The following is a 17360-nucleotide window of genomic DNA, read 5'->3' as shown; positions in this document are numbered from 1 at the left end:
GAGCGCCCGCCGGCCCCCGCGCGGTCGTGGTCGACCGGCGCGGGTGCGGGCCGGCCCTCGCACGCGGCGAGGACCGGCCCTCGGTAGTCCTAGACGACCGGGTGGAGCATCACTTCGAGTAGTACTCGACGATGAGCTGCTCCTGCACCTGCACGTCGATGGCCGCACGGGCGGGGACCCCGTGCACCAGGGCGCGCATGCGGTCGGCCTGCACCTCGAGCCACGCGGGCGTGGTCTTGCCCTCGAGCTCGGCGCGGGCGACCACGAACGGCGTCATCTCGAGCGACTTCTCGCGCACCTCGATGATGTCGTTCGGCGACACGCGGGCGCTCGGGATGTCGACCTTCTGGCCGTTCACCCGGATGTGCCCGTGGCGGACCGCCTGGCGGGCGGCGTCGCGCGACTTGGCGAAGCCCGCGCGGTACACGACGTTGTCGAGGCGAAGCTCGAGGATCTCGAGCAGGGTCTCGCCGGTGCGCCCGGCGCGCCCCTGCGCCTCCTCGTAGTAGCCGCGGAACTGCTTCTCGAGGACGCCGTAGATGCGCGCGCACTTCTGCTTCTCACGCATCTGCAGCAGGTACTCGCTGTCCTTGGTGCGCCCGCGGCCGTGCTCGCCCGGCGGGTACGGACGGATCTCGATGGGGCACTTGCCGGAGTCGCACTTGCTGCCCTTCAGGTACAGCTTCTGCTTCTCGCGGCGGCAACGCTTGCAGTCAGGCCCGGTGTAACGCGCCATGTGGTGTCAGGTCTCCTTCGTCTCGCTGCTGGCCGCGGTCAGACGCGCCGGCGCTTGGACGGACGGCAGCCGTTGTGCGCCTGCGGGGTCACGTCCTGGATGGTGCCCACCTCGAGGCCGGTGGCCTGCAGCGAGCGGATGGCGGTCTCGCGGCCCGAGCCCGGGCCCTTGACGAAGACGTCGACCTTGCGCATGCCGTGCTCCTGCGCGCGGCGGGCGGCGGCCTCGGCGGCCATCTGCGCGGCGAAGGGGGTCGACTTGCGCGAGCCCTTGAAGCCGACCTGGCCCGCGGAGGCCCAGGAGATCACCGCACCCGTGGGGTCCGTGATCGAGACGATGGTGTTGTTGAACGTGCTCTTGATGTGGGCCTGGCCGAAGGAGACGTTCTTCTTCTCCTTGCGGCGCGTGCGGCGTGCGCCGCCGGCCGAGCGGGTCTTGGGGGGCATTGGCTGGTTCTCTCCTGGACGTGGGGCGAGCTGGCCGGGGTGCCGCGGCTGCTGCCGCGGTCACCTGCCGGTGCGGGTCTGGGAGCCGTCGCCCCGCGCGCTGCGGCGCACGGGGCGGAGCTGGCCGGCCACCGGGGCGTGGCCCGGGGCCGACCGGTCGGCCCTACTTGCGGGCGACCTTCTTCTTGCCGGCGACCGTGCGCTTCGGGCCCTTGCGGGTGCGCGCGTTCGTCTTGGTGCGCTGACCGCGCACCGGCAGGCCCCGGCGGTGCCGCAGACCCGCGTAGCAGCCGATCTCGACCTTGCGGCGGATGTCGGCGGCCACCTCGCGGCGGAGGTCGCCCTCCACCTGGTAGGCCGACTCGATGTGGTCGCGGATCTTGACCTGGTCGTCCTCGGTCATGTCCTTGACGCGCAGGTCGGGGCTGACGCCCGTCGCCGCGAGCGTCTCGAGGGCGCGGGTGCGCCCGACGCCGAAGATGTACGTGAGCGCGACCTCGAGCCGCTTGTCGCGGGGGAGGTCGACGCCGACGATGCGTGCCATCGCGGTGCTCCTGGTGCTCAGCCGGAGGTGTGGGGCAGCACCGTCCCGCCGCGAGGCGGGTCCCCCGCCTCCGGGCGGGGGGTGACGTCCTGGCCTCCTGGAGAGGAGGCGCAGGGGTCGGGTGCTGCGGTGCCGGTGCCCGCTGGTGCGCGGGCGCCGGCTGCGATCAGCCCTGGCGCTGCTTGTGGCGCAGGTTCTCGCAGATGACCATGACCCGGCCGTTGCGGCGGATCACCTTGCACTTGTCGCAGACCTTCTTGACGCTCGGCTTGACCTTCATCGCTGTCCTCCACCGCCGGACCCGCCTCGGGTCCGCCGGTGCTCGTGGGGCTCGGTGGGCCGGACCGCCGGCGCGAGCGCTGGGACGGACCGTCCCGCGGGACGTGGCGCACCCCCGCCGGGCCACGGGCTCCGCGGGTGGGCGGTGGTGCGGTGCTGCGGGTGGTGCCGCCGGATCACTTGTAGCGGTAGACGATGCGGCCGCGGGTGAGGTCGTAGGGGCTCAGCTCCACCACCACGCGGTCCTCCGGGAGGATCCGGATGTAGTGCTGGCGCATCTTCCCCGAGATGTGCGCGAGGACCTTGTGGCCGTTCGACAGCTCCACGCGGAACATGGCGTTCGGCAGCGCCTCCACCACAGCGCCCTCGATCTCGATGACCCCGTCCTTCTTGGCCATTGCCCTCCGCTCGGTGCGGGCGCGCCCGCAGGCGCCACCCGTCGCAGTCGTTAACCGGTGTCCGGTGCTCCTCGCGCGCGTGAGAGAGCCCACCCCCCGGCGTGCCGGGGGACCTCCTCGCCGAACCAGCCGCGGGGCGAGGACGTGGGCGTGCGAGCGCGCTCGTGCACCGACGGGCCAGCCTACGCGAGGGGGGCGCCGACGCGAAATCGTCGTCCGGTGCGGATCGCCCGGACGACGGGGCCGGTGCGCCCGTCAGTCCAGCGGGGCGGCGACGACGCCGTGGCGCGCGAGCCCCGCGGCCCCGCCGTCACGCGCGGTCAGCACCCAGAGGCCGCCCTCGTGGACGGCCACCGTGCTCTCCCAGTGCGCGGCGCGGGAGCCGTCGGTGGTCACGACGGTCCAGTCGTCCTCGAGCACGTCGGTCTCCGCGCCGCCGCGGGCGACCATCGGCTCCACCGCCACGCACAGCCCCGGGCGCACGCGCGGGCCCCGGTCGCGGGAGCGGTGGTTCAGGACCTCCGGCGGCTGGTGCATCGCCGTGCCGATGCCGTGGCCGACGTAGCCCTCGACGATGCCGTAGCGCCCCCCCACGGCGTCCTCGACGGCCGCGCCGACCTCTCCGAGGCGCTCGGCCGTCGCGAGGGCGGCCAGGCCGGCCCACATCGAGGCCTCGGTCGCCTCGACCAGCGCGAGGTCCTCCGGGTCGACCGCGCCACCACCGCCGTCGACCACGGCGCTGAACGCCGCGTCCCCGTGCCAGCCGCCCACCACGGCTCCGCAGTCCACGGACACGACGTCGCCGTCGCGCAGCACCCGCTCCCCCGGGATGCCGTGGACGACCTCCTCGTTGACCGAGACGCAGAGCGAGGCCGGGAAGCCCTGGTAGCCGAGGAAGGACGGCTCCGCGCCGGCGCCGCGGATGACCCGCTCCGCCACCGCGTCCAGCTGCCCCGTCGTGACCCCCGGTGCCACCGCGTCCCGGACGGCCTCGAGGGCGTCCGCCACGACCAGGCCCGCGCGGCGCATCAGCCGCACCTGCTCGGGGGTCTTCCACTCGATGCGCTCGCGCCGCAGGAGACCCACGGGATCAGCCCCGGTCCAGCGCCGCGAGGATGCGGGCGGTCACCGCGGGCACGGCGCCCATGCCGTCCACCGGGCGCAGCAGCCCGCGACGGTCGTAGACATCGACCAAGGGCGCCGTCTGCTCCTCGTAGACCTCCAGGCGGTGGCGCTGGACCGCCTCCCCGTCGTCCGAGCGCTGCTGCTCCGTGGCCCTCTGGGCCAGGCGCGCGACGACCTCCTCGGTGTCCACGGTCAGCTGCACGACGGCGTCGACGCCCGCCTCGCCCAGCATCAGGTCGAGCTCCTCGACCTGGGCGGGGGTGCGGGGGTAGCCGTCGAGGAGGAAGCCGTCCCGGGCGTCGTCGGCCCGCAGCCGGTCGCGCACCATCGCGTTCGTCACCTCGTCGGGCACGTACTCGCCCTCGTCCATGTACTGCTTCGCCGTGCGCCCGAGCTCGGTCCCCTCGGTGACGTTCGCGCGGAAGATGTCGCCGGTGGAGATGGCCGGGACGTCCAGCTCGGCGGCCAGGCGGGCGGCCTGCGTGCCCTTGCCGGCTCCCGGCGGGCCCAGGAGGACGAGCCTCATCGAAGGAACCCCTCGTAGTTGCGCTGCTGGAGCTGGCTCTCGATCTGCTTCACCGTCTCGAGGCCGACACCGACGACGATGAGGATCGACGTCCCGCCGAACGGGAAGTTCTGCGTGGCGTCGACCAGCACGAGGGCGATGAGCGGGATGAGGGCGACGAAGCCGAGGTAGATGGCCCCGGGCAGCGTGATGCGGGTCAGGACGTAGTCGAGGTACTCGGCCGTCGGACGGCCGGCGCGCACACCGGGGATGAACCCGCCGACGCGCTTGATGTTGTCGCTGACCTCGTCCGGGTTGAACGTGATCCCGACGTAGAAGTAGGTGAAGAAGATGATGAGCGCGATGTACGTGATGATGTAGGCCGCGCTGTCGCCCTGCACCAGGTTGCCGTTCACCCACTGCACCCAGCCGGACTGCGGGTCGTTGAACTGCGCGACCAGCGCCGGCAGGTACAGCAGCGACGAGGCGAAGATGACCGGGATGACGCCGGCCATGTTGACCTTGATCGGGATGTAGGTGCTCGTGCCGCCGTACATCCGGCGCCCGACCATGCGCTTGGCGTACTGGACCGGCACCCGGCGCTGGGACTGCTCCACGAAGACCACGAGGGCCACGATGACGAGGCCGACGGCGATGACGATCGCCATCACGCCGAGGCTCTGGCTCTGGCCGATGCTCCACAGCTGGCCGGGGAACGTCGCCGCGATCGACGTGAAGATGAGCAGCGACATGCCGTTGCCGACGCCCCGCTCGGTGATGAGCTCCCCCATCCACATGATGAGCCCGGTGCCCGCCGTCATCGTGATGACCATCAGCACGATCGTCACCACGGAGTCGTCCGGGATGATCTCGGCGGCGCACCCGGGGAAGAGCTGGCCCGCGCGCGCCACGGCGATGTAGGTGGAGGACTGCAGGACGGCCAGGGCGATCGTCAGGTAGCGCGTGTACTGCGTGAGCTTCGCCTGGCCGGACTGCCCCTCCTTCTTCAGCTCCTCGAAGCGGGGGATCACGACGGTGAGCAGCTGCGTGATGATGCTCGCCGTGATGTACGGCATGATCCCCAGCGCGAAGACGGAGAGCTGCAGCAGCGCTCCCCCGCTGAAGAGGTTCACCAGGCCCAGCAGGTCGTTGGACGACGCCGATGTCGACAGGCACTGCTGGACGTTCGCGTAGCTGACACCCGGCACGGGGACGAAGGAGCCCAGCCGGAAGATCGCCATGATGCCTGCGGTGAAGAGCAGCTTGCGCCGCAGGTCCGGCGTGCGGAAGGCCCGCACGAATGCGCTGAGCACGTCTCCTCCAGATCGCCCGGCTCGGGCGGTCGCCGAGCCCGAGGCCGGGACGGCGACGGGGGTCGGTGCGGTCAGGTGGGCCGCCGCCCCGCCTCGCAGGGAGCGCCGGGGAAGGACACTACCCGCGCGGCGCGCCCGCTCGGGACAACCCGGGCGGGCGCGCGCTCCGCGCGGACGACGGGCCGGGCGGCGCCACGGCACCGCCCCGCCCGCCCCGGGGGCGGTAGCACGACGCCCCGCCACCCTGGTGGGCGGCGGGGCGTCGGGTGGTTCAGAGGGTGCTGGTGCTCCCGCCCGCGGCGGCGATCTTCTCCACCGCGGAGGCCGAGAACGCGTGGGCCGTGACCTGCAGCGCGACGTCGGCGCTGCCCTGGCCCAGGACCTTGACCTTCTCGTTCTTGCGGACGGCGCCGGCGGCGACGAGCTCGTCGACGCCCACGGTCCCGCCCTGGGGGAACAGCTCGGAGAGCCGGTCCAGGTTCACGACCTGGTAGGTCGTGCCGAAGGGGTTCTTGAAGCCGCGGAGCTTGGGCAGACGCATGTGCAGCGGCGTCTGCCCGCCCTCGAAGCCCGCGGGCACCTGGTAGCGGGCCTTCGTGCCCTTGGTGCCGCGACCGGCGGTCTTGCCCTTGCTGCCCTCACCGCGACCGACGCGGGTGCGCGCGGTCTTGGCCCCGGGGGCGGGGCGCAGGTGGTGGACGCGCAGGGCGTGGCCCCGCGAGCCGGTGGTCTCGTCAGCCATGGTCAGTCGACCTCCTCGAACGACACGAGGTGCGAGACCGTCGAGACCATCCCGCGGATCTCGGGACGGTCGTCCTTGACGACGACGTCACCGATCCGCCGGAGCCCGAGGCTGCGCAGCGTGTCGCGCTGGTTCTGCTTCCCGCCGATCTTGGAGCGGGTCTGGGTCACCTTCAGCCGCGCCATCAGGACGCCGTCCCCGACATCGCCCGCACGAGGGCCGCCGGGGCGACCTCCTCGAGCGTCTTGCCGCGGCGCGCCGCGACGGACTCGGGGCGCTCGAGGCCCTTCAGGGCCGCCACCGTCGCGTGGACGATGTTGATGGCGTTGCTCGAGCCGAGCGACTTGGTGAGGACGTCGTGCACGCCCGCGCACTCGAGCACGGCGCGCACCGGGCCACCGGCGATGACACCGGTACCCGGCGAGGCCGGGCGCAGCAGGACGACGCCCGCTGCGGCCTCACCCGTGATCGGGTGCGGGATCGTGCCCTGGGCGCGCGGGACGCGGAAGAACGCCTTCTTGGCCTCCTCCACGCCCTTGGCGATCGCCGCGGGCACCTCCTTCGCCTTGCCGTAGCCGACGCCGACGGTGCCGTCGCCGTCGCCCACCACGACCAGCGCGGTGAAGCTGAAGCGGCGTCCGCCCTTGACGACCTTGGAGACGCGGTTGATGGTCACCACGCGCTCGAGGAACTGGCTGCGGTCCGCGGGCTCGCCACGGCGGCCGTCACGGCCGCCCCGGCGGTCGTTCCCGCCGGGGCCGCCCGTGCCGGTGCCGGTGCCGGCGCCGCGGCGCTGGGGTCCAGGCATGTCTGGTCTCTTCTCTCTCTCGTGTCTCGCGTCAGGCGGCGGGGAGCCGGCTCAGACGGCGAGCCCGCCCTCGCGGGCGCCGTCGGCCACAGCGGCCACACGGCCGTGGTAGCGGTTACCGCCGCGGTCGAAGACCACGGCCTCGACGCCCGCGGCACGGGCGCGCTCGGCCACCAGCTCGCCGACGCGGCGGGCCTTGGCCGTCTTGTCGCCGTCCAGGACGCGGAGGTCCGCCTCCATGGTCGACGCGCTGGCCAGGGTCCGGCCGACGGTGTCGTCCACGACCTGCACGAACACGTGCCGCGTGGACCGGTTGACCACGAGGCGAGGACGCGCCGCAGTGCCGGAGACCTTCTTGCGGACGCGCAGGTGGCGACGGCCGCGCGCGGCGGTGGTACCGGTGCCGCGGACCGCCGTGACCCCGCGGTAGGGAGACCTGCGTGCCATCACTTACCTGCCTTTCCGACCTTGCGCCGGACCTGCTCGCCCGCGTAGCGGACGCCCTTGCCCTTGTAGGGGTCGGGCTTGCGCAGCTTGCGGATGTTGGCGGAGACCTCGCCGACCAGCTGCTTGTCGATGCCCTGCACCGAGAAGCGGGTCGGGGCCTCGACCGTGAAGGTGATGCCCTCGGGCGCCGCGATGACGACCGGGTGGCTGAAGCCGAGCGCGAACTCGAGGGAGCCGCCGCGCGCCTGCACGCGGTACCCGGTGCCCACGATCTCGAGCTTCTTCTCGTAGCCGCTCGTCACGCCGGTGACCATGTTGGCCAGCAGCGAGCGGGTGAGGCCGTGGAGCGAGCGGTTGGTCCGCTCGTCGTCGGGCCGGGTGACCTCGAGGGCCCCGGACTCGCCGCGACCCACCGAGATGGGTCCGGGGATCGTGTGCGTGAGGGTGCCCCGAGGGCCCTTCACGACGACGTCCTGGCCGTCGATGCTGATGTCGACGCCGGCGGGGACGTCGATGGGCAGTCTGCCGATGCGGGACATGCGTTCCTCCTCCGCCCTTACCAGACGTAGGCGAGGACTTCCCCGCCCACGCCCTGCTTCGTGGCCTGCCGGTCCGTGAGGAGGCCGGAGGACGTGGACAAGATCGCCACGCCCAGGCCGCCCAGGACCCGGGGCAGGTTGGTCGACTTCGCGTACACGCGCAGGCCCGGCTTGCTGACCCGCCGGACGCCGGCGATGGAGCGCTCGCGGTTCGGGCCGAACTTGAGCTCGAGGGTGAGCTTGCGCCCCACCTCGGCGTCCTCCACGGCCCAGCCGGCGATGTAGCCCTCGGCCTGGAGGATCTCGGCGATCCGCTGCTTGAGCTTGCTGTAGGGCATGGTCACGTCGTCGTGGTACGCCGAGTTGGCGTTCCGCAGGCGCGTGAGCATGTCCGCGATCGGGTCGGTCATCGTCATCGGGCTCGTCCGCCCTTCCTCACCTCGGTTTCCGCGCACCCGCCGGAGCGGGGGCGGACCTGAGGCGTCCGTGCCGGTCCGGTGGACCGGCGCTGTCGTGGGACTCAGGTGGTGCAGGCGCCGGCGACCGCGGGCTGCGGCGCGCCGGCGCGCCCCCGGCGACGCCGGGGGCGGGAGCTCACCAGGAGCTCTTGGTGATGCCCGGGAGCTCGCCGCGGTGGGCCATCTCGCGCAGGCAGATCCGGCACAGGCCGAACTTGCGGTAGACCGAGTGCGGGCGGCCGCAGCGCTGGCAGCGCGTGTACGCGCGGACGGCGAACTTCGGCTTGCGGGCGGCCTTGTTGATGAGGGCGGTCTTCGCCATGTCAGTCCTCCTTGAAGGGGAAGCCGAGCTGGCGCAGCAGCGCCCGGCCCTCGTCGTCGTTCCGGGCCGTCGTCACCACGGTGACGTCCATGCCGCGCACGCGGTCGATGCGGTCCTGGTCGATCTCGTGGAACATCGACTGCTCCGTGAGGCCGAACGTGTAGTTGCCGCGCCCGTCGAACTGCTTGGGCGACAGGCCGCGGAAGTCGCGGATCCGGGGCAGCGCCAGCGACACGAGCCGGTCGAGGAACTCCCACATGCGGTCACCGCGCAGCGTGGTGTGGCAGCCGATCGGCATGCCCTCGCGCAGCTTGAACTGCGCGATGGACTTGCGCGCCCGGGTCACCTGCGGCTTCTGGCCGGTGATGGTGGTCAGGTCGCGGACGGCTCCGTCGATGAGCTTGGAGTCGCGAGCGGCCTCGCCCACGCCCATGTTCACCACGACCTTGACCAGGCCGGGGATCTGCATGACGTTCGGGTAGCCGAACTGCTCGCGCAGCGCCGGGGCGATGTCCGCGCGGTAGCGGGCCTTCAGGCGGGGCAGCTGCGCGCCCGAGGCGTCGGTCGCGAGCTCGGTGGTGGTCTCACTCATGCGATGTCCTTGCCGGAGCGCTTGGCCACGCGGACGCGCGTGGTGACGGTCCGCCCGTCGCGCTCGGTCGTCTCGGTGCGCACGCCGACCCTCGTGGGCCGACCGGTCTCGGGGTCCACCACCTGCACGTTGCTGATGTGGATGGGGGCCTCGACGGTCTCGCGGCCGCCCGAGCCGCGCCCGGCGCCGGCCTTGACGTGCTTGGTGATGCGGTTGACGCCCTCGACCAGCACGCGCTGGCGCTCGGGGATCACCGCGATGACGCGACCCTGCTTGCCCCGGTCACCGCCCCGCGCCTGCGTGGCGCCGGAGATGACCTGGACGAGGTCGCCCTTCTTGATCTTCAGCTTCGGCATGTCAGAGCACCTCCGGGGCCAGCGAGACGATCCGCATGAAGCGCTTGTCGCGCAGCTCGCGGCCCACCGGGCCGAAGATGCGCGTGCCGCGGGGGTCGCCGTCGGCCTTGAGGATCACTGCGGCGTTCTCGTCGAAGCGGATGTACGAGCCGTCGGGACGACGGCGCTCCTTGCGGGTGCGGACGACGACCGCCTTGACGACCTCGCCCCTCTTGACGTTGCCACCGGGGATGGCGTCCTTCACGGTCGCCACGATGACGTCTCCGATGCCGGCGTACCGGCGGCCGGAGCCGCCGAGCACCCGGATGCAGAGGATCTCCTTGGCACCCGTGTTGTCGGCGACCTTGAGCCGCGACTCCTGCTGGATCACTGTTCGACACTCCTGTCGTCGCGCCGGTTCTCGCACCGAGCCTGGCGGAACGGACTTCTGGGAAAGCGTGCTTGGGGTGCTGGGTGGTGCCTGCGGCGGGCCGACGTCCCCGGGAGGAGATCGGCCCGCCGCGGTGTCAGACGGCCTTCTCGAGCACCTCGACGACGCGCCAGCGCTTCGTGGCCGACAGCGGCCGCGTCTCCGCGATCCGCACCCGGTCCCCGATGCCGCAGGCGTTCGTCTCGTCGTGCGCCTTGACCTTGCTCGACCGGCGGATGACCTTGCCGTAGAGCGGGTGCTTGACGCGGTCCTCGACGACGACGACGACGGTCTTGTCCATCTTGTCGCTGCTGACCACGCCCAGGCGCGTCTTGCGGTAGCCGCGCCCGCTCGTCTGCGAGCCCTCGGCCTCCGCCGCGCTCGTCGTCTCGCTCGTGCTCACTGCGTCCTCACTCACTGCTGCCTCCCCCGGTGGCCGGGGCGCTGATGATGCCGAGCTCCTGCTCGCGCATCACCGTGTAGATGCGCGCGATGTCGCGGCGGACGGCGCGCAGCCGCGTGTGGTTCTCCAGCTGGCCGGTGGCCGACTGGAAGCGGAGGTTGAAGAGCTCCTCCTTCGCGCGGCGCAGCTCCTCGACCAGCTGGTCGGAGTCCTTGTCGCGGAGCTTCGCGGGAGCCAGGTCCTCGCTGCCGACGGCCATCAGAAGTCACTCCCCTCGCGCACGACGAAGCGGCACTTCATCGGCAGCTTGTGGATGGCGAGGCGCATGGCCTCGCGGGCCACGTCCTCCGGGACGCCGGACAGCTCGAACATCATCCGGCCCGGCTTGACGTTCGCGACCCACCACTCCGGCGAGCCCTTGCCGGAGCCCATGCGGGTCTCGGCGGGCTTCTTCGTGATCGGGCGGTCCGGGTAGATGTTGATCCACACCTTCCCGCCGCGCTTCATGTAGCGGGTCATGGCGATGCGGGCGGACTCGATCTGCCGGTTGGTGACGTACGCCGGCTCGAGCGCCTGGATGCCGTAGTCGCCGAAGGCGATCGCGGTGCCGCCCTTGGCGGCGCCGGTGCGCCTGGGGTGGTGCTGCTTGCGGTGCTTCAGCCTGCGCGGGACGAGCACGCCTCAGCCCTCCGTTCCGGGGTTCGCGACGGCCTGCGGCGCGGCACCGGCGTCCGTGGCCGGAGCCGACGCCGGGGGGCCGTCGCTGCCGGGACGACGCCCGCGGGCGGGGCGCTCGGCGCGGGGCCCGCCCGGGCCGCGGGGACCACGCGGAGCGTTGGCCTGCTGCTGCGCCAGCTCGCGGCTCGTGAGGTCGCCCTTGTAGATCCACACCTTGACGCCGATGCGACCGAAGGTCGTCTTGGCCTCGTAGGTGCCGTAGTCGATGTTGGCGCGGAGCGTGTGCAGGGGCACACGGCCCTCGCGGTAGAACTCCGAGCGGCTCATCTCGGCGCCGCCCAGACGGCCGGCGCACTGCACGCGGATGCCCTTGGCGCCCGCGCGCGTCGCCGTCTGCATGCCCTTGCGCATGGCGCGGCGCCAGGCCACGCGGCTGGCGAGCTGCTCGGCGATGCCCTGGGCGACCAGCTGCGCGTCCGTCTCGGGGTTCTTGACCTCGAGGATGTTGAGCTGCACCTGCTTGCCGGTGAGCTTCTCGAGCTCGCCGCGCAGGCGGTCCGCCTCGGCGCCGCGGCGACCGATGACGATGCCCGGGCGCGCCGTGTGGATGTCCACGCGGACGCGGTCGCGGGTGCGCTCGATGTCGACCTTGGCGATGCCGGCGCGCTCCATGCCCGTGGACATGAGCTTGCGGATCGAGACGTCCTCGCCCACGTAGTCGCGGTAGCGCTGGCCCGCCTTCGTCGAGTCGGCGAACCACCGCGAGCGGTGCTCGGTGGTGATGCCCAGCCGGAAGCCGTGCGGGTTGACCTTCTGGCCCACTAGGAGCTCCTCCCCGTCGTCGAGGTCGTCGCGGCGGCGCGCGCCGGCGTCGGCGCGACCACCACGGTGATGTGGCTGGTGCGCTTGTTGATGCGCGCCGCGCGACCCTGGGCGCGCGGGCGGAACCGCTTCATCGTCGGGCCCTCGTCCACGTAGGCCGCCGAGACGACGAGCGTCTTCTCGTCGAACGCCTCGCCGGCCTGGTCGGCCTTGACGCGAGCGTTCGCGATCGCGCTCTGCACGACCTTGCGCACCGGCTCGCTCGCCGCCTGGGGGGCGAACTCGAGCACGGCGAGCGCATCGCCCGCACGCCGGCCGCGGACGAGGTCGACGACGCGTCGGGCCTTCTGGGGCGTGACGCGCACGTAGCGCGCCTTCGCCATGGCTTCCATCGCTGTCCTGCCTTCTCTTCCTCTACGCCTTCAGTTCCACGAGTGCTGCCCGTGAGGGCTCGCCGCCGACCCGGAGGTCAGCGACGACGAGCCTTGCGGTCGTCCTTCACGTGGCCGCGGAACGTCCGCGTGGGAGCGAACTCCCCGAGCTTGTGGCCGACCATCGCCTCGGTGACGAAGACCGGGACGTGCTTGCGCCCGTCGTGCACGGCGAACGTGTGGCCCAGGAAGTCCGGGGTGACGACGGAGCGCCGGGACCAGGTCTTGATGACGTTCTTGGTGCCCTTCTCGTTCTGCACGTCCACCTTCTTCTGCAGGTGGTCGTCGACGAACGGGCCCTTCTTCAGGCTGCGCGGCATGTCCGGTCTCCTCAGCGCTTCTTGCCGGTGCGGCGCCGGCGGACGATCTGCTTGTCGCTGGGCTTGCCCGGGCGCCGCGTGCGGCCCTCGGCCTGGCCCCAGGGGCTCACCGGGTGGCGACCGCCCGAGGTCTTGCCCTCACCACCACCGTGCGGGTGGTCGATCGGGTTCATGGCGACACCGCGCACGGTGGGCCGACGGCCCTTCCAGCGCATGCGCCCGGCCTTGCCCCAGTTGATGTTCGACTGCTCGGCGTTGCCGACCTCGCCGACGGTGGCGCGGCAGCGCACGTCGACGTTGCGGATCTCGCCGGAGGGCATGCGCAGCTGGGCGTTGCCCCCCTCGCGCGCCACGAGCTGCACCGAGGTGCCGGCCGAGCGGGCGATCTTCGCGCCGCCACCCGGGCGGAGCTCGATGGCGTGCACCACCGTGCCGACCGGGATGTTGCGCAGCGGGAGGTTGTTGCCCGGACGGATGTCCGCGCCCGGCCCGTTCTCCACCACGTCACCCTGCTTCAGGCGCGTCGGCGCGATGATGTAGCGCTTCTCGCCGTCCACGTAGTGCAGGAGCGCGATGCGCGCCGTGCGGTTCGGGTCGTACTCGATGTGCGCCACCTTGGCGGGCACGCCGTCCTTGTCGTGACGACGGAAGTCGACCACCCGGTAGGCGCGCTTGTGCCCGCCGCCCTGGTGGCGCGTCGTGATCCGGCCGCTGCTGTTGCGCCCGCCCTTCTTGGGCAGGGGGCGCACCAGCGACTTCTCCGGCGTGGACCGCGTGATCTCGACGAAGTCGGCGACGGACGAGCCGCGTCGGCCCGGCGTCGTCGGCTTGTACTTGCGGATTCCCATGCTTCAGTCCTCTTCTGTGGCGCCGGCTCAGGCCGTGGTGCCGAAGATGTCGATGGTGTCGCCCTCGCGGAGGGTCACGACGGCGCGCTTGGTGTCCTTGCGGCGCCCCGTCCCTCCCCGCGTGCGGCGAGCCTTGCCCTGGCGGTTGATCGTGTTGACCCCGGTCACCTTGACCCCGAACACGCGCTCGACGGCGATGCGGATCTCCGTCTTGTTCGCGCGCGGGTCCACGAGGAACGTGTACTTGCCCTCGTCGAGCAGGGAGTAGCTCTTCTCGGAGACCACCGGCCCGAGGAGCACGTCGCGGGGGTCCTTGCCGAAGCGCGCGGACAGCGTGCCGGCCTGCGCCGGGTCGCTCGTCGTCTCCGCGGCCGTCGTCGTGCCTGCCTCGCTCACGCCTCGCCCTCGCTCTCGGCCGTGGCGGCACGCGAGCCGCCGAGGAACGCCTGCAGCGCCGCCGTCGTGAAGACGACGTCGTCGCTGCACAGCACGTCGTAGGTGTTCAGCTGGTCGGCCCGCAGGAGGTGGACCTCCGGGACGTTGCGCAGGCTCAGCCACGCGGTCTCGTCCGCGCGGTCCAGGACCACGAGGAAGCCCTCGCGACCGCCGGTGCCCGGCAGCGCGCGGATGGCGGCCAGCCCGGCCCGGGTGGAGGGCGCGCCCTCCACGACCGAGGACAGGACGTGGACGCGGTCGTGGCGCGCGCGGTCGGACAGCGCTCCCCGGAGGGCGGCCGCCTTCATCTTCTTGGGCGTCCGCTGCGCGTAGTCCCGCGGCTGCGGGCCGTGCACCACGCCACCGCCGGCGAACTGGGGCGCGCGGGTCGAGCCCTGGCGGGCGCGGCCGGTGCCCTTCTGGCGGAAGGGCTTCTTGCCACCACCGCGCACGTCGCCGCGCGTCTTGGTGGAGTGGGTGCCCTGGCGCGCCGCGGCGAGCTGCGCGACGACGACCTGGTGGATGAGCGGGACGTTCGACGTCACGTCGAACACCGCGCCCGGGAGCTCGACGGTGCCGGTGACGGCACCCGCCGCGTCGTGGACGTCGACGGTGCGCGTCGTCGGCGCGGCGCCGACGGCCGTGCTGTCGGTGGTCGTGGTCATCGGCTCAGGCCTCCTTCGCGATCGCCTTGGCCGGCGTCCGCACGAGGACGACGCCGCCCGTGGGGCCGGGCAGAGCGCCCTTGATCAGGATCAGGCCCTTCTCGGTGTCGACCGAGTGGACCGTCAGGTTCTGGGTCGTCTGGCGTACGTGCCCCATGCGGCCCGCCATCTTCATGCCCTTGAAGACGCGGCCCGGCGTGGCGCACCCGCCGATGGACCCCGGCTTGCGGTGGTTGCGGTGCGCGCCGTGGGAGGCGCCGACGCCGTGGAAGCCGTGGCGCTTCATGACGCCGGCGGTGCCCTTGCCCTTGGTGGTGCCGACGACGTCGACGACCTGCCCCGCCGAGAAGATCTCCGCGGTGACCTCCTGGCCGGCCGTGAACCCGGCGGCGTCGGAGGTGCGGATCTCGACGAGGTGGCGGCGCGGCGTGACACCGGCCTTGGCGAAGTGGCCCGTCAGCGGCTTGGTCACGCGGCGGGGGTCGACGGCGCCGGCGGCGAGCTGCACGGCGGCGTAGCCGTCGGTCTCGGGGGTGCGCACCTGGGTCACGACGTTCGGCGCGGCCTGGACGACGGTCACGGGCACGAGTCGCCCGTCGGCGTCCCAGACCTGGGTCATCCCCAGCTTGGACCCCAGCAGACCCGCGACGACGCGCTGGTCAGGAGTGGTGGTGGTCATGGCGTCAGCAGTCCTCAGAGCTTGATCTCGATGTTCACGTCCGCCGGCAGGTCGATTCGCATGAGCGAGTCGACCGCCTTCGGCGTGGGGTCGATGATGTCGATGAGCCGCTTGTGCGTGCGCATCTCGAAGTGCTCGCGGCTGTCCTTGTACTTGTGCGGAGAGCGGATCACGCAGAACGTGTTCTTCTCCGTCGGAAGCGGCACCGGGCCCACGACCGTCGCACCAGCGCGGGTCACCGTGTCGACGATCTTGCGCGCCGAGCTGTCGATGACCTCGTGGTCGTAGGACTTGAGCCGGATGCGGATCTTCTGTCCCGCCATGGCGTCGCGATCTCTCTCTCCGTCGTACCGCTGAGGTCCTGCGGGCCGGCCCGCGGCGCGGGCCCGACCCGCCGTGCCCGCACCGCGTCCCGCTCCGACCCCCGAGGTCGGGCGTGTCGCGCAGTTCGCGAGCGGGTCGGTCTCGCTCCTCACCCGACCCGGGGGTCTGGCCGGAGGAGACCTCCGTGTGCGTGGTCGTGCTGTGGATCTGCGTGCGTCGTGCTGTTCCGGATCAGGAGTCCGGCGCCGCTCGTGCGGCCGCCGCTCGACCCCCAGGAGGACCCGGGATGGCGGCACGCGGGCATGAGCCTGCGCGGATCAACTGGTGCAGTCTGCCAGAGGGCCCCCGGCCTTGGCCAATCGCCCCGGCCCCACTCCCCCGGCCGCACCTGCGGCGACCCGGCGACCCGGCCCTCCAGCATGCAGCAGGGGCCCGCGCGACGAGCGCGCGGGCCCCTGCTGGTGATCAGGCGGCCCGACCCGAGGGTCTGACCGCGTGACCGGACCGCCCCGGAGGGCGGGGTGTCACTGGGTGATCGAGGTCACCTGACCGGCGCCGACGGTGCGCCCGCCCTCGCGGATCGTGAAGCGCAGACCCTGCTCCATGGCCACCGGCTGGATGAGGTTCACCTTCATGTCCGTGTTGTCGCCGGGCATGACCATCTCGGTGCCCTCGGGCAGCTCGATGACGCCGGTGACGTCGGTCGTCCGGAAGTAGAACTGCGGACGGTAGTTGGAGTAGAAGGGGTTGTGCCGGCCGCCCTCGTCCTTGGACAGGATGTAGACGGACGCCTCGAACTCCGTGTGCGGGACGATCGAGTTCGGCTTGCAGATGACCTGCCCGCGCTCGACGTCCTCGCGCTTGATGCCGCGCAGCAGCAGACCGACGTTCTCACCCGCGCGCGCCTCGTCGAGGAGCTTGCGGAACATCTCGACGCCCGTGACGGTCGTCTTGGTCTTCGTCTCCTTGATGCCGACGATCTCGACGTCCTCGTTCACGTTGACGATGCCGCGCTCGACGCGACCCGTGACGACGGTGCCGCGACCGGTGATCGTGAAGACGTCCTCGACCGGCATGAGGAACGGCTGGTCGACGTCGCGCTCGGGCTCGGGGATCGCCGTGTCGACGGCGTCCATGAGCTCCATGAGCTTGTTGCTCCACTCGGCGTCGCCCTCGAGGGCCTTGAGCGCCGACACGCGGACGACCGGGACGTCGTCGCCCGGGAAGTCGTAGGAGGTCAGCAGCTCGCGGACCTCCATCTCGACGAGCTCGAGGATCTCCTCGTCGTCCACCATGTCGCTCTTGTTCAGCGCGACGACGATGTAGGGCACGTTGACCTGGCGGGCCAGGAGGACGTGCTCGCGCGTCTGGGGCATGGGGCCGTCGGTCGCGGCCACCACGAGGATCGCGCCGTCCATCTGCGCCGCGCCGGTGATCATGTTCTTGATGTAGTCGGCGTGACCCGGGCAGTCGACGTGGGCGTAGTGGCGCGCCTCGGTCTGGTACTCGACGTGCGCGATGGAGATCGTGATGCCGCGAGCCTTCTCCTCGGGCGCCTTGTCGATCGAGTCGAAGGCCGACGCCTGGTTCAGGTTCGGGTACTTGTCGTGCAGCACCTTGGTGATCGCCGCGGTCAGCGTCGTCTTGCCGTGGTCGATGTGACCGATGGTGCCGATGTTGACGTGCGGCTTGGTCCGCTCGAACTTGGCCTTCGCCACTGGGTCCTCCTGGGATGT

General features: G+C 71.9%; 30 protein-coding genes. All 30 read right to left on the bottom strand.

Annotated features, from left to right (window positions below; genetic code table 11):
- Positions 1-109 precede the first annotated feature (109 nt).
- Positions 110-736: a 30S ribosomal protein S4 gene (gene rpsD / locus Q0848_RS10100; RefSeq protein WP_299037131.1), complete on the bottom strand. Its 627-nt coding sequence runs from the start codon at positions 734-736 to the stop codon at positions 110-112.
- Between the two features lie 38 nt (positions 737-774).
- Complete coding sequence (gene rpsK / locus Q0848_RS10095; RefSeq protein WP_123379888.1) at positions 775-1182, bottom strand: 30S ribosomal protein S11; 408 nt, start codon at positions 1180-1182, stop codon at positions 775-777.
- A gap of 163 nt (positions 1183-1345) precedes the next feature.
- Complete coding sequence (gene rpsM / locus Q0848_RS10090; protein WP_299037128.1) at positions 1346-1726, bottom strand: 30S ribosomal protein S13; 381 nt, start codon at positions 1724-1726, stop codon at positions 1346-1348.
- Positions 1727-1892: 166 nt separating this feature from the next.
- Positions 1893-2006, bottom strand: a complete 114-nt coding sequence (gene rpmJ / locus Q0848_RS10085; RefSeq protein ID WP_299037125.1) for a 50S ribosomal protein L36 — start codon at positions 2004-2006, stop codon at positions 1893-1895.
- A 175-nt stretch (positions 2007-2181) separates the two neighbouring features.
- The gene (gene infA, locus Q0848_RS10080; protein ID WP_123379890.1) at positions 2182-2403 is read right to left on the bottom strand and encodes a translation initiation factor IF-1; all 222 of its coding nucleotides are present in this window, start codon (positions 2401-2403) and stop codon (positions 2182-2184) included.
- A 255-nt stretch (positions 2404-2658) separates the two neighbouring features.
- Positions 2659-3489 carry a type I methionyl aminopeptidase gene (gene map, locus Q0848_RS10075; protein WP_299037123.1) on the bottom strand — a complete coding sequence of 277 codons (831 nt, stop codon included), beginning with the start codon at positions 3487-3489 and terminating at the stop codon, positions 2659-2661.
- Between the two features lie 4 nt (positions 3490-3493).
- Positions 3494-4054 (bottom strand): adenylate kinase, encoded by a 561-nt coding sequence (locus Q0848_RS10070; RefSeq protein ID WP_299037121.1) that lies wholly within the window; start codon positions 4052-4054, stop codon positions 3494-3496.
- Complete coding sequence (secY, locus tag Q0848_RS10065; protein ID WP_299037120.1) at positions 4051-5346, bottom strand: preprotein translocase subunit SecY; 1296 nt, start codon at positions 5344-5346, stop codon at positions 4051-4053. Before secY ends, Q0848_RS10070 begins: the two co-directional genes overlap by 4 nt.
- Positions 5347-5617: 271 nt before the next feature.
- Positions 5618-6088 (bottom strand): 50S ribosomal protein L15, encoded by a 471-nt coding sequence (gene rplO / locus Q0848_RS10060; RefSeq protein WP_366146526.1) that lies wholly within the window; start codon positions 6086-6088, stop codon positions 5618-5620.
- Between the two features lie 2 nt (positions 6089-6090).
- Positions 6091-6273, bottom strand: a complete 183-nt coding sequence (rpmD, locus tag Q0848_RS10055) for a 50S ribosomal protein L30 (protein ID WP_299037118.1) — start codon at positions 6271-6273, stop codon at positions 6091-6093.
- On the bottom strand, positions 6273-6896 hold the full coding sequence (gene rpsE, locus Q0848_RS10050; protein WP_299037116.1) for a 30S ribosomal protein S5: 624 nt from the start codon (positions 6894-6896) through the stop codon (positions 6273-6275). Before rpsE ends, rpmD begins: the two co-directional genes overlap by 1 nt.
- A gap of 51 nt (positions 6897-6947) precedes the next feature.
- Positions 6948-7343 (bottom strand): 50S ribosomal protein L18, encoded by a 396-nt coding sequence (gene rplR, locus Q0848_RS10045; RefSeq protein ID WP_299037114.1) that lies wholly within the window; start codon positions 7341-7343, stop codon positions 6948-6950.
- The gene (gene rplF, locus Q0848_RS10040; RefSeq protein WP_299037112.1) at positions 7343-7882 is read right to left on the bottom strand and encodes a 50S ribosomal protein L6; all 540 of its coding nucleotides are present in this window, start codon (positions 7880-7882) and stop codon (positions 7343-7345) included. The genes rplR and rplF overlap by 1 nt, the downstream gene beginning before the upstream one ends.
- Before the next feature lie 17 nt (positions 7883-7899).
- Entirely contained in the window at positions 7900-8298 is a 399-nt protein-coding gene (gene rpsH, locus Q0848_RS10035; protein WP_299037110.1) for a 30S ribosomal protein S8, read from the bottom strand.
- A 178-nt stretch (positions 8299-8476) separates the two neighbouring features.
- Positions 8477-8662, bottom strand: a complete 186-nt coding sequence (locus Q0848_RS10030) for a type Z 30S ribosomal protein S14 (RefSeq protein WP_299037108.1) — start codon at positions 8660-8662, stop codon at positions 8477-8479.
- Position 8663: 1 nt separating this feature from the next.
- Complete coding sequence (rplE, locus tag Q0848_RS10025; protein ID WP_366146525.1) at positions 8664-9254, bottom strand: 50S ribosomal protein L5; 591 nt, start codon at positions 9252-9254, stop codon at positions 8664-8666.
- A complete protein-coding gene (gene rplX / locus Q0848_RS10020) occupies positions 9251-9610 on the bottom strand; it encodes a 50S ribosomal protein L24 (protein ID WP_299037106.1) in 360 nt (119 codons plus the stop codon). The genes rplE and rplX overlap by 4 nt, the downstream gene beginning before the upstream one ends.
- Position 9611: 1 nt before the next feature.
- Entirely contained in the window at positions 9612-9980 is a 369-nt protein-coding gene (gene rplN / locus Q0848_RS10015; RefSeq protein WP_299037105.1) for a 50S ribosomal protein L14, read from the bottom strand.
- 136 nt (positions 9981-10116) lie between these two features.
- Positions 10117-10422: a 30S ribosomal protein S17 gene (gene rpsQ / locus Q0848_RS10010; RefSeq protein ID WP_299037421.1), complete on the bottom strand. Its 306-nt coding sequence runs from the start codon at positions 10420-10422 to the stop codon at positions 10117-10119.
- A gap of 7 nt (positions 10423-10429) precedes the next feature.
- Entirely contained in the window at positions 10430-10681 is a 252-nt protein-coding gene (gene rpmC / locus Q0848_RS10005; RefSeq protein ID WP_299037103.1) for a 50S ribosomal protein L29, read from the bottom strand.
- A complete protein-coding gene (gene rplP, locus Q0848_RS10000) occupies positions 10681-11100 on the bottom strand; it encodes a 50S ribosomal protein L16 (protein ID WP_299037102.1) in 420 nt (139 codons plus the stop codon). Before rplP ends, rpmC begins: the two co-directional genes overlap by 1 nt.
- A gap of 3 nt (positions 11101-11103) precedes the next feature.
- The gene (rpsC, locus tag Q0848_RS09995; protein WP_299037100.1) at positions 11104-11922 is read right to left on the bottom strand and encodes a 30S ribosomal protein S3; all 819 of its coding nucleotides are present in this window, start codon (positions 11920-11922) and stop codon (positions 11104-11106) included.
- The gene (gene rplV, locus Q0848_RS09990; RefSeq protein WP_299037098.1) at positions 11922-12314 is read right to left on the bottom strand and encodes a 50S ribosomal protein L22; all 393 of its coding nucleotides are present in this window, start codon (positions 12312-12314) and stop codon (positions 11922-11924) included. The genes rpsC and rplV overlap by 1 nt, the downstream gene beginning before the upstream one ends.
- A gap of 77 nt (positions 12315-12391) precedes the next feature.
- Positions 12392-12673 carry a 30S ribosomal protein S19 gene (rpsS, locus tag Q0848_RS09985; protein WP_299037096.1) on the bottom strand — a complete coding sequence of 94 codons (282 nt, stop codon included), beginning with the start codon at positions 12671-12673 and terminating at the stop codon, positions 12392-12394.
- A gap of 11 nt (positions 12674-12684) precedes the next feature.
- On the bottom strand, positions 12685-13521 hold the full coding sequence (rplB, locus tag Q0848_RS09980) for a 50S ribosomal protein L2 (RefSeq protein ID WP_299037094.1): 837 nt from the start codon (positions 13519-13521) through the stop codon (positions 12685-12687).
- Positions 13522-13548: 27 nt separating this feature from the next.
- Positions 13549-13854 (bottom strand): 50S ribosomal protein L23, encoded by a 306-nt coding sequence (gene rplW, locus Q0848_RS09975; protein WP_299037420.1) that lies wholly within the window; start codon positions 13852-13854, stop codon positions 13549-13551.
- 59 nt (positions 13855-13913) lie between these two features.
- A complete protein-coding gene (rplD, locus tag Q0848_RS09970; protein WP_299037092.1) occupies positions 13914-14621 on the bottom strand; it encodes a 50S ribosomal protein L4 in 708 nt (235 codons plus the stop codon).
- A gap of 4 nt (positions 14622-14625) precedes the next feature.
- A complete protein-coding gene (gene rplC, locus Q0848_RS09965) occupies positions 14626-15300 on the bottom strand; it encodes a 50S ribosomal protein L3 (RefSeq protein ID WP_299037090.1) in 675 nt (224 codons plus the stop codon).
- A 14-nt stretch (positions 15301-15314) separates the two neighbouring features.
- Complete coding sequence (gene rpsJ, locus Q0848_RS09960; RefSeq protein ID WP_299037088.1) at positions 15315-15623, bottom strand: 30S ribosomal protein S10; 309 nt, start codon at positions 15621-15623, stop codon at positions 15315-15317.
- A 525-nt stretch (positions 15624-16148) separates the two neighbouring features.
- The gene (gene tuf, locus Q0848_RS09955; RefSeq protein ID WP_299037086.1) at positions 16149-17342 is read right to left on the bottom strand and encodes an elongation factor Tu; all 1194 of its coding nucleotides are present in this window, start codon (positions 17340-17342) and stop codon (positions 16149-16151) included.
- Positions 17343-17360 lie beyond the last annotated feature (18 nt).

The sequence above is a fragment of the uncultured Pseudokineococcus sp. genome (assembly GCF_947495735.1).
Taxonomy (GTDB): domain Bacteria; phylum Actinomycetota; class Actinomycetes; order Actinomycetales; family Quadrisphaeraceae; genus Pseudokineococcus.
Note: the sequence above shows the minus strand (reverse complement) of the source record. Positions and strands in the feature narration are given on the sequence as shown.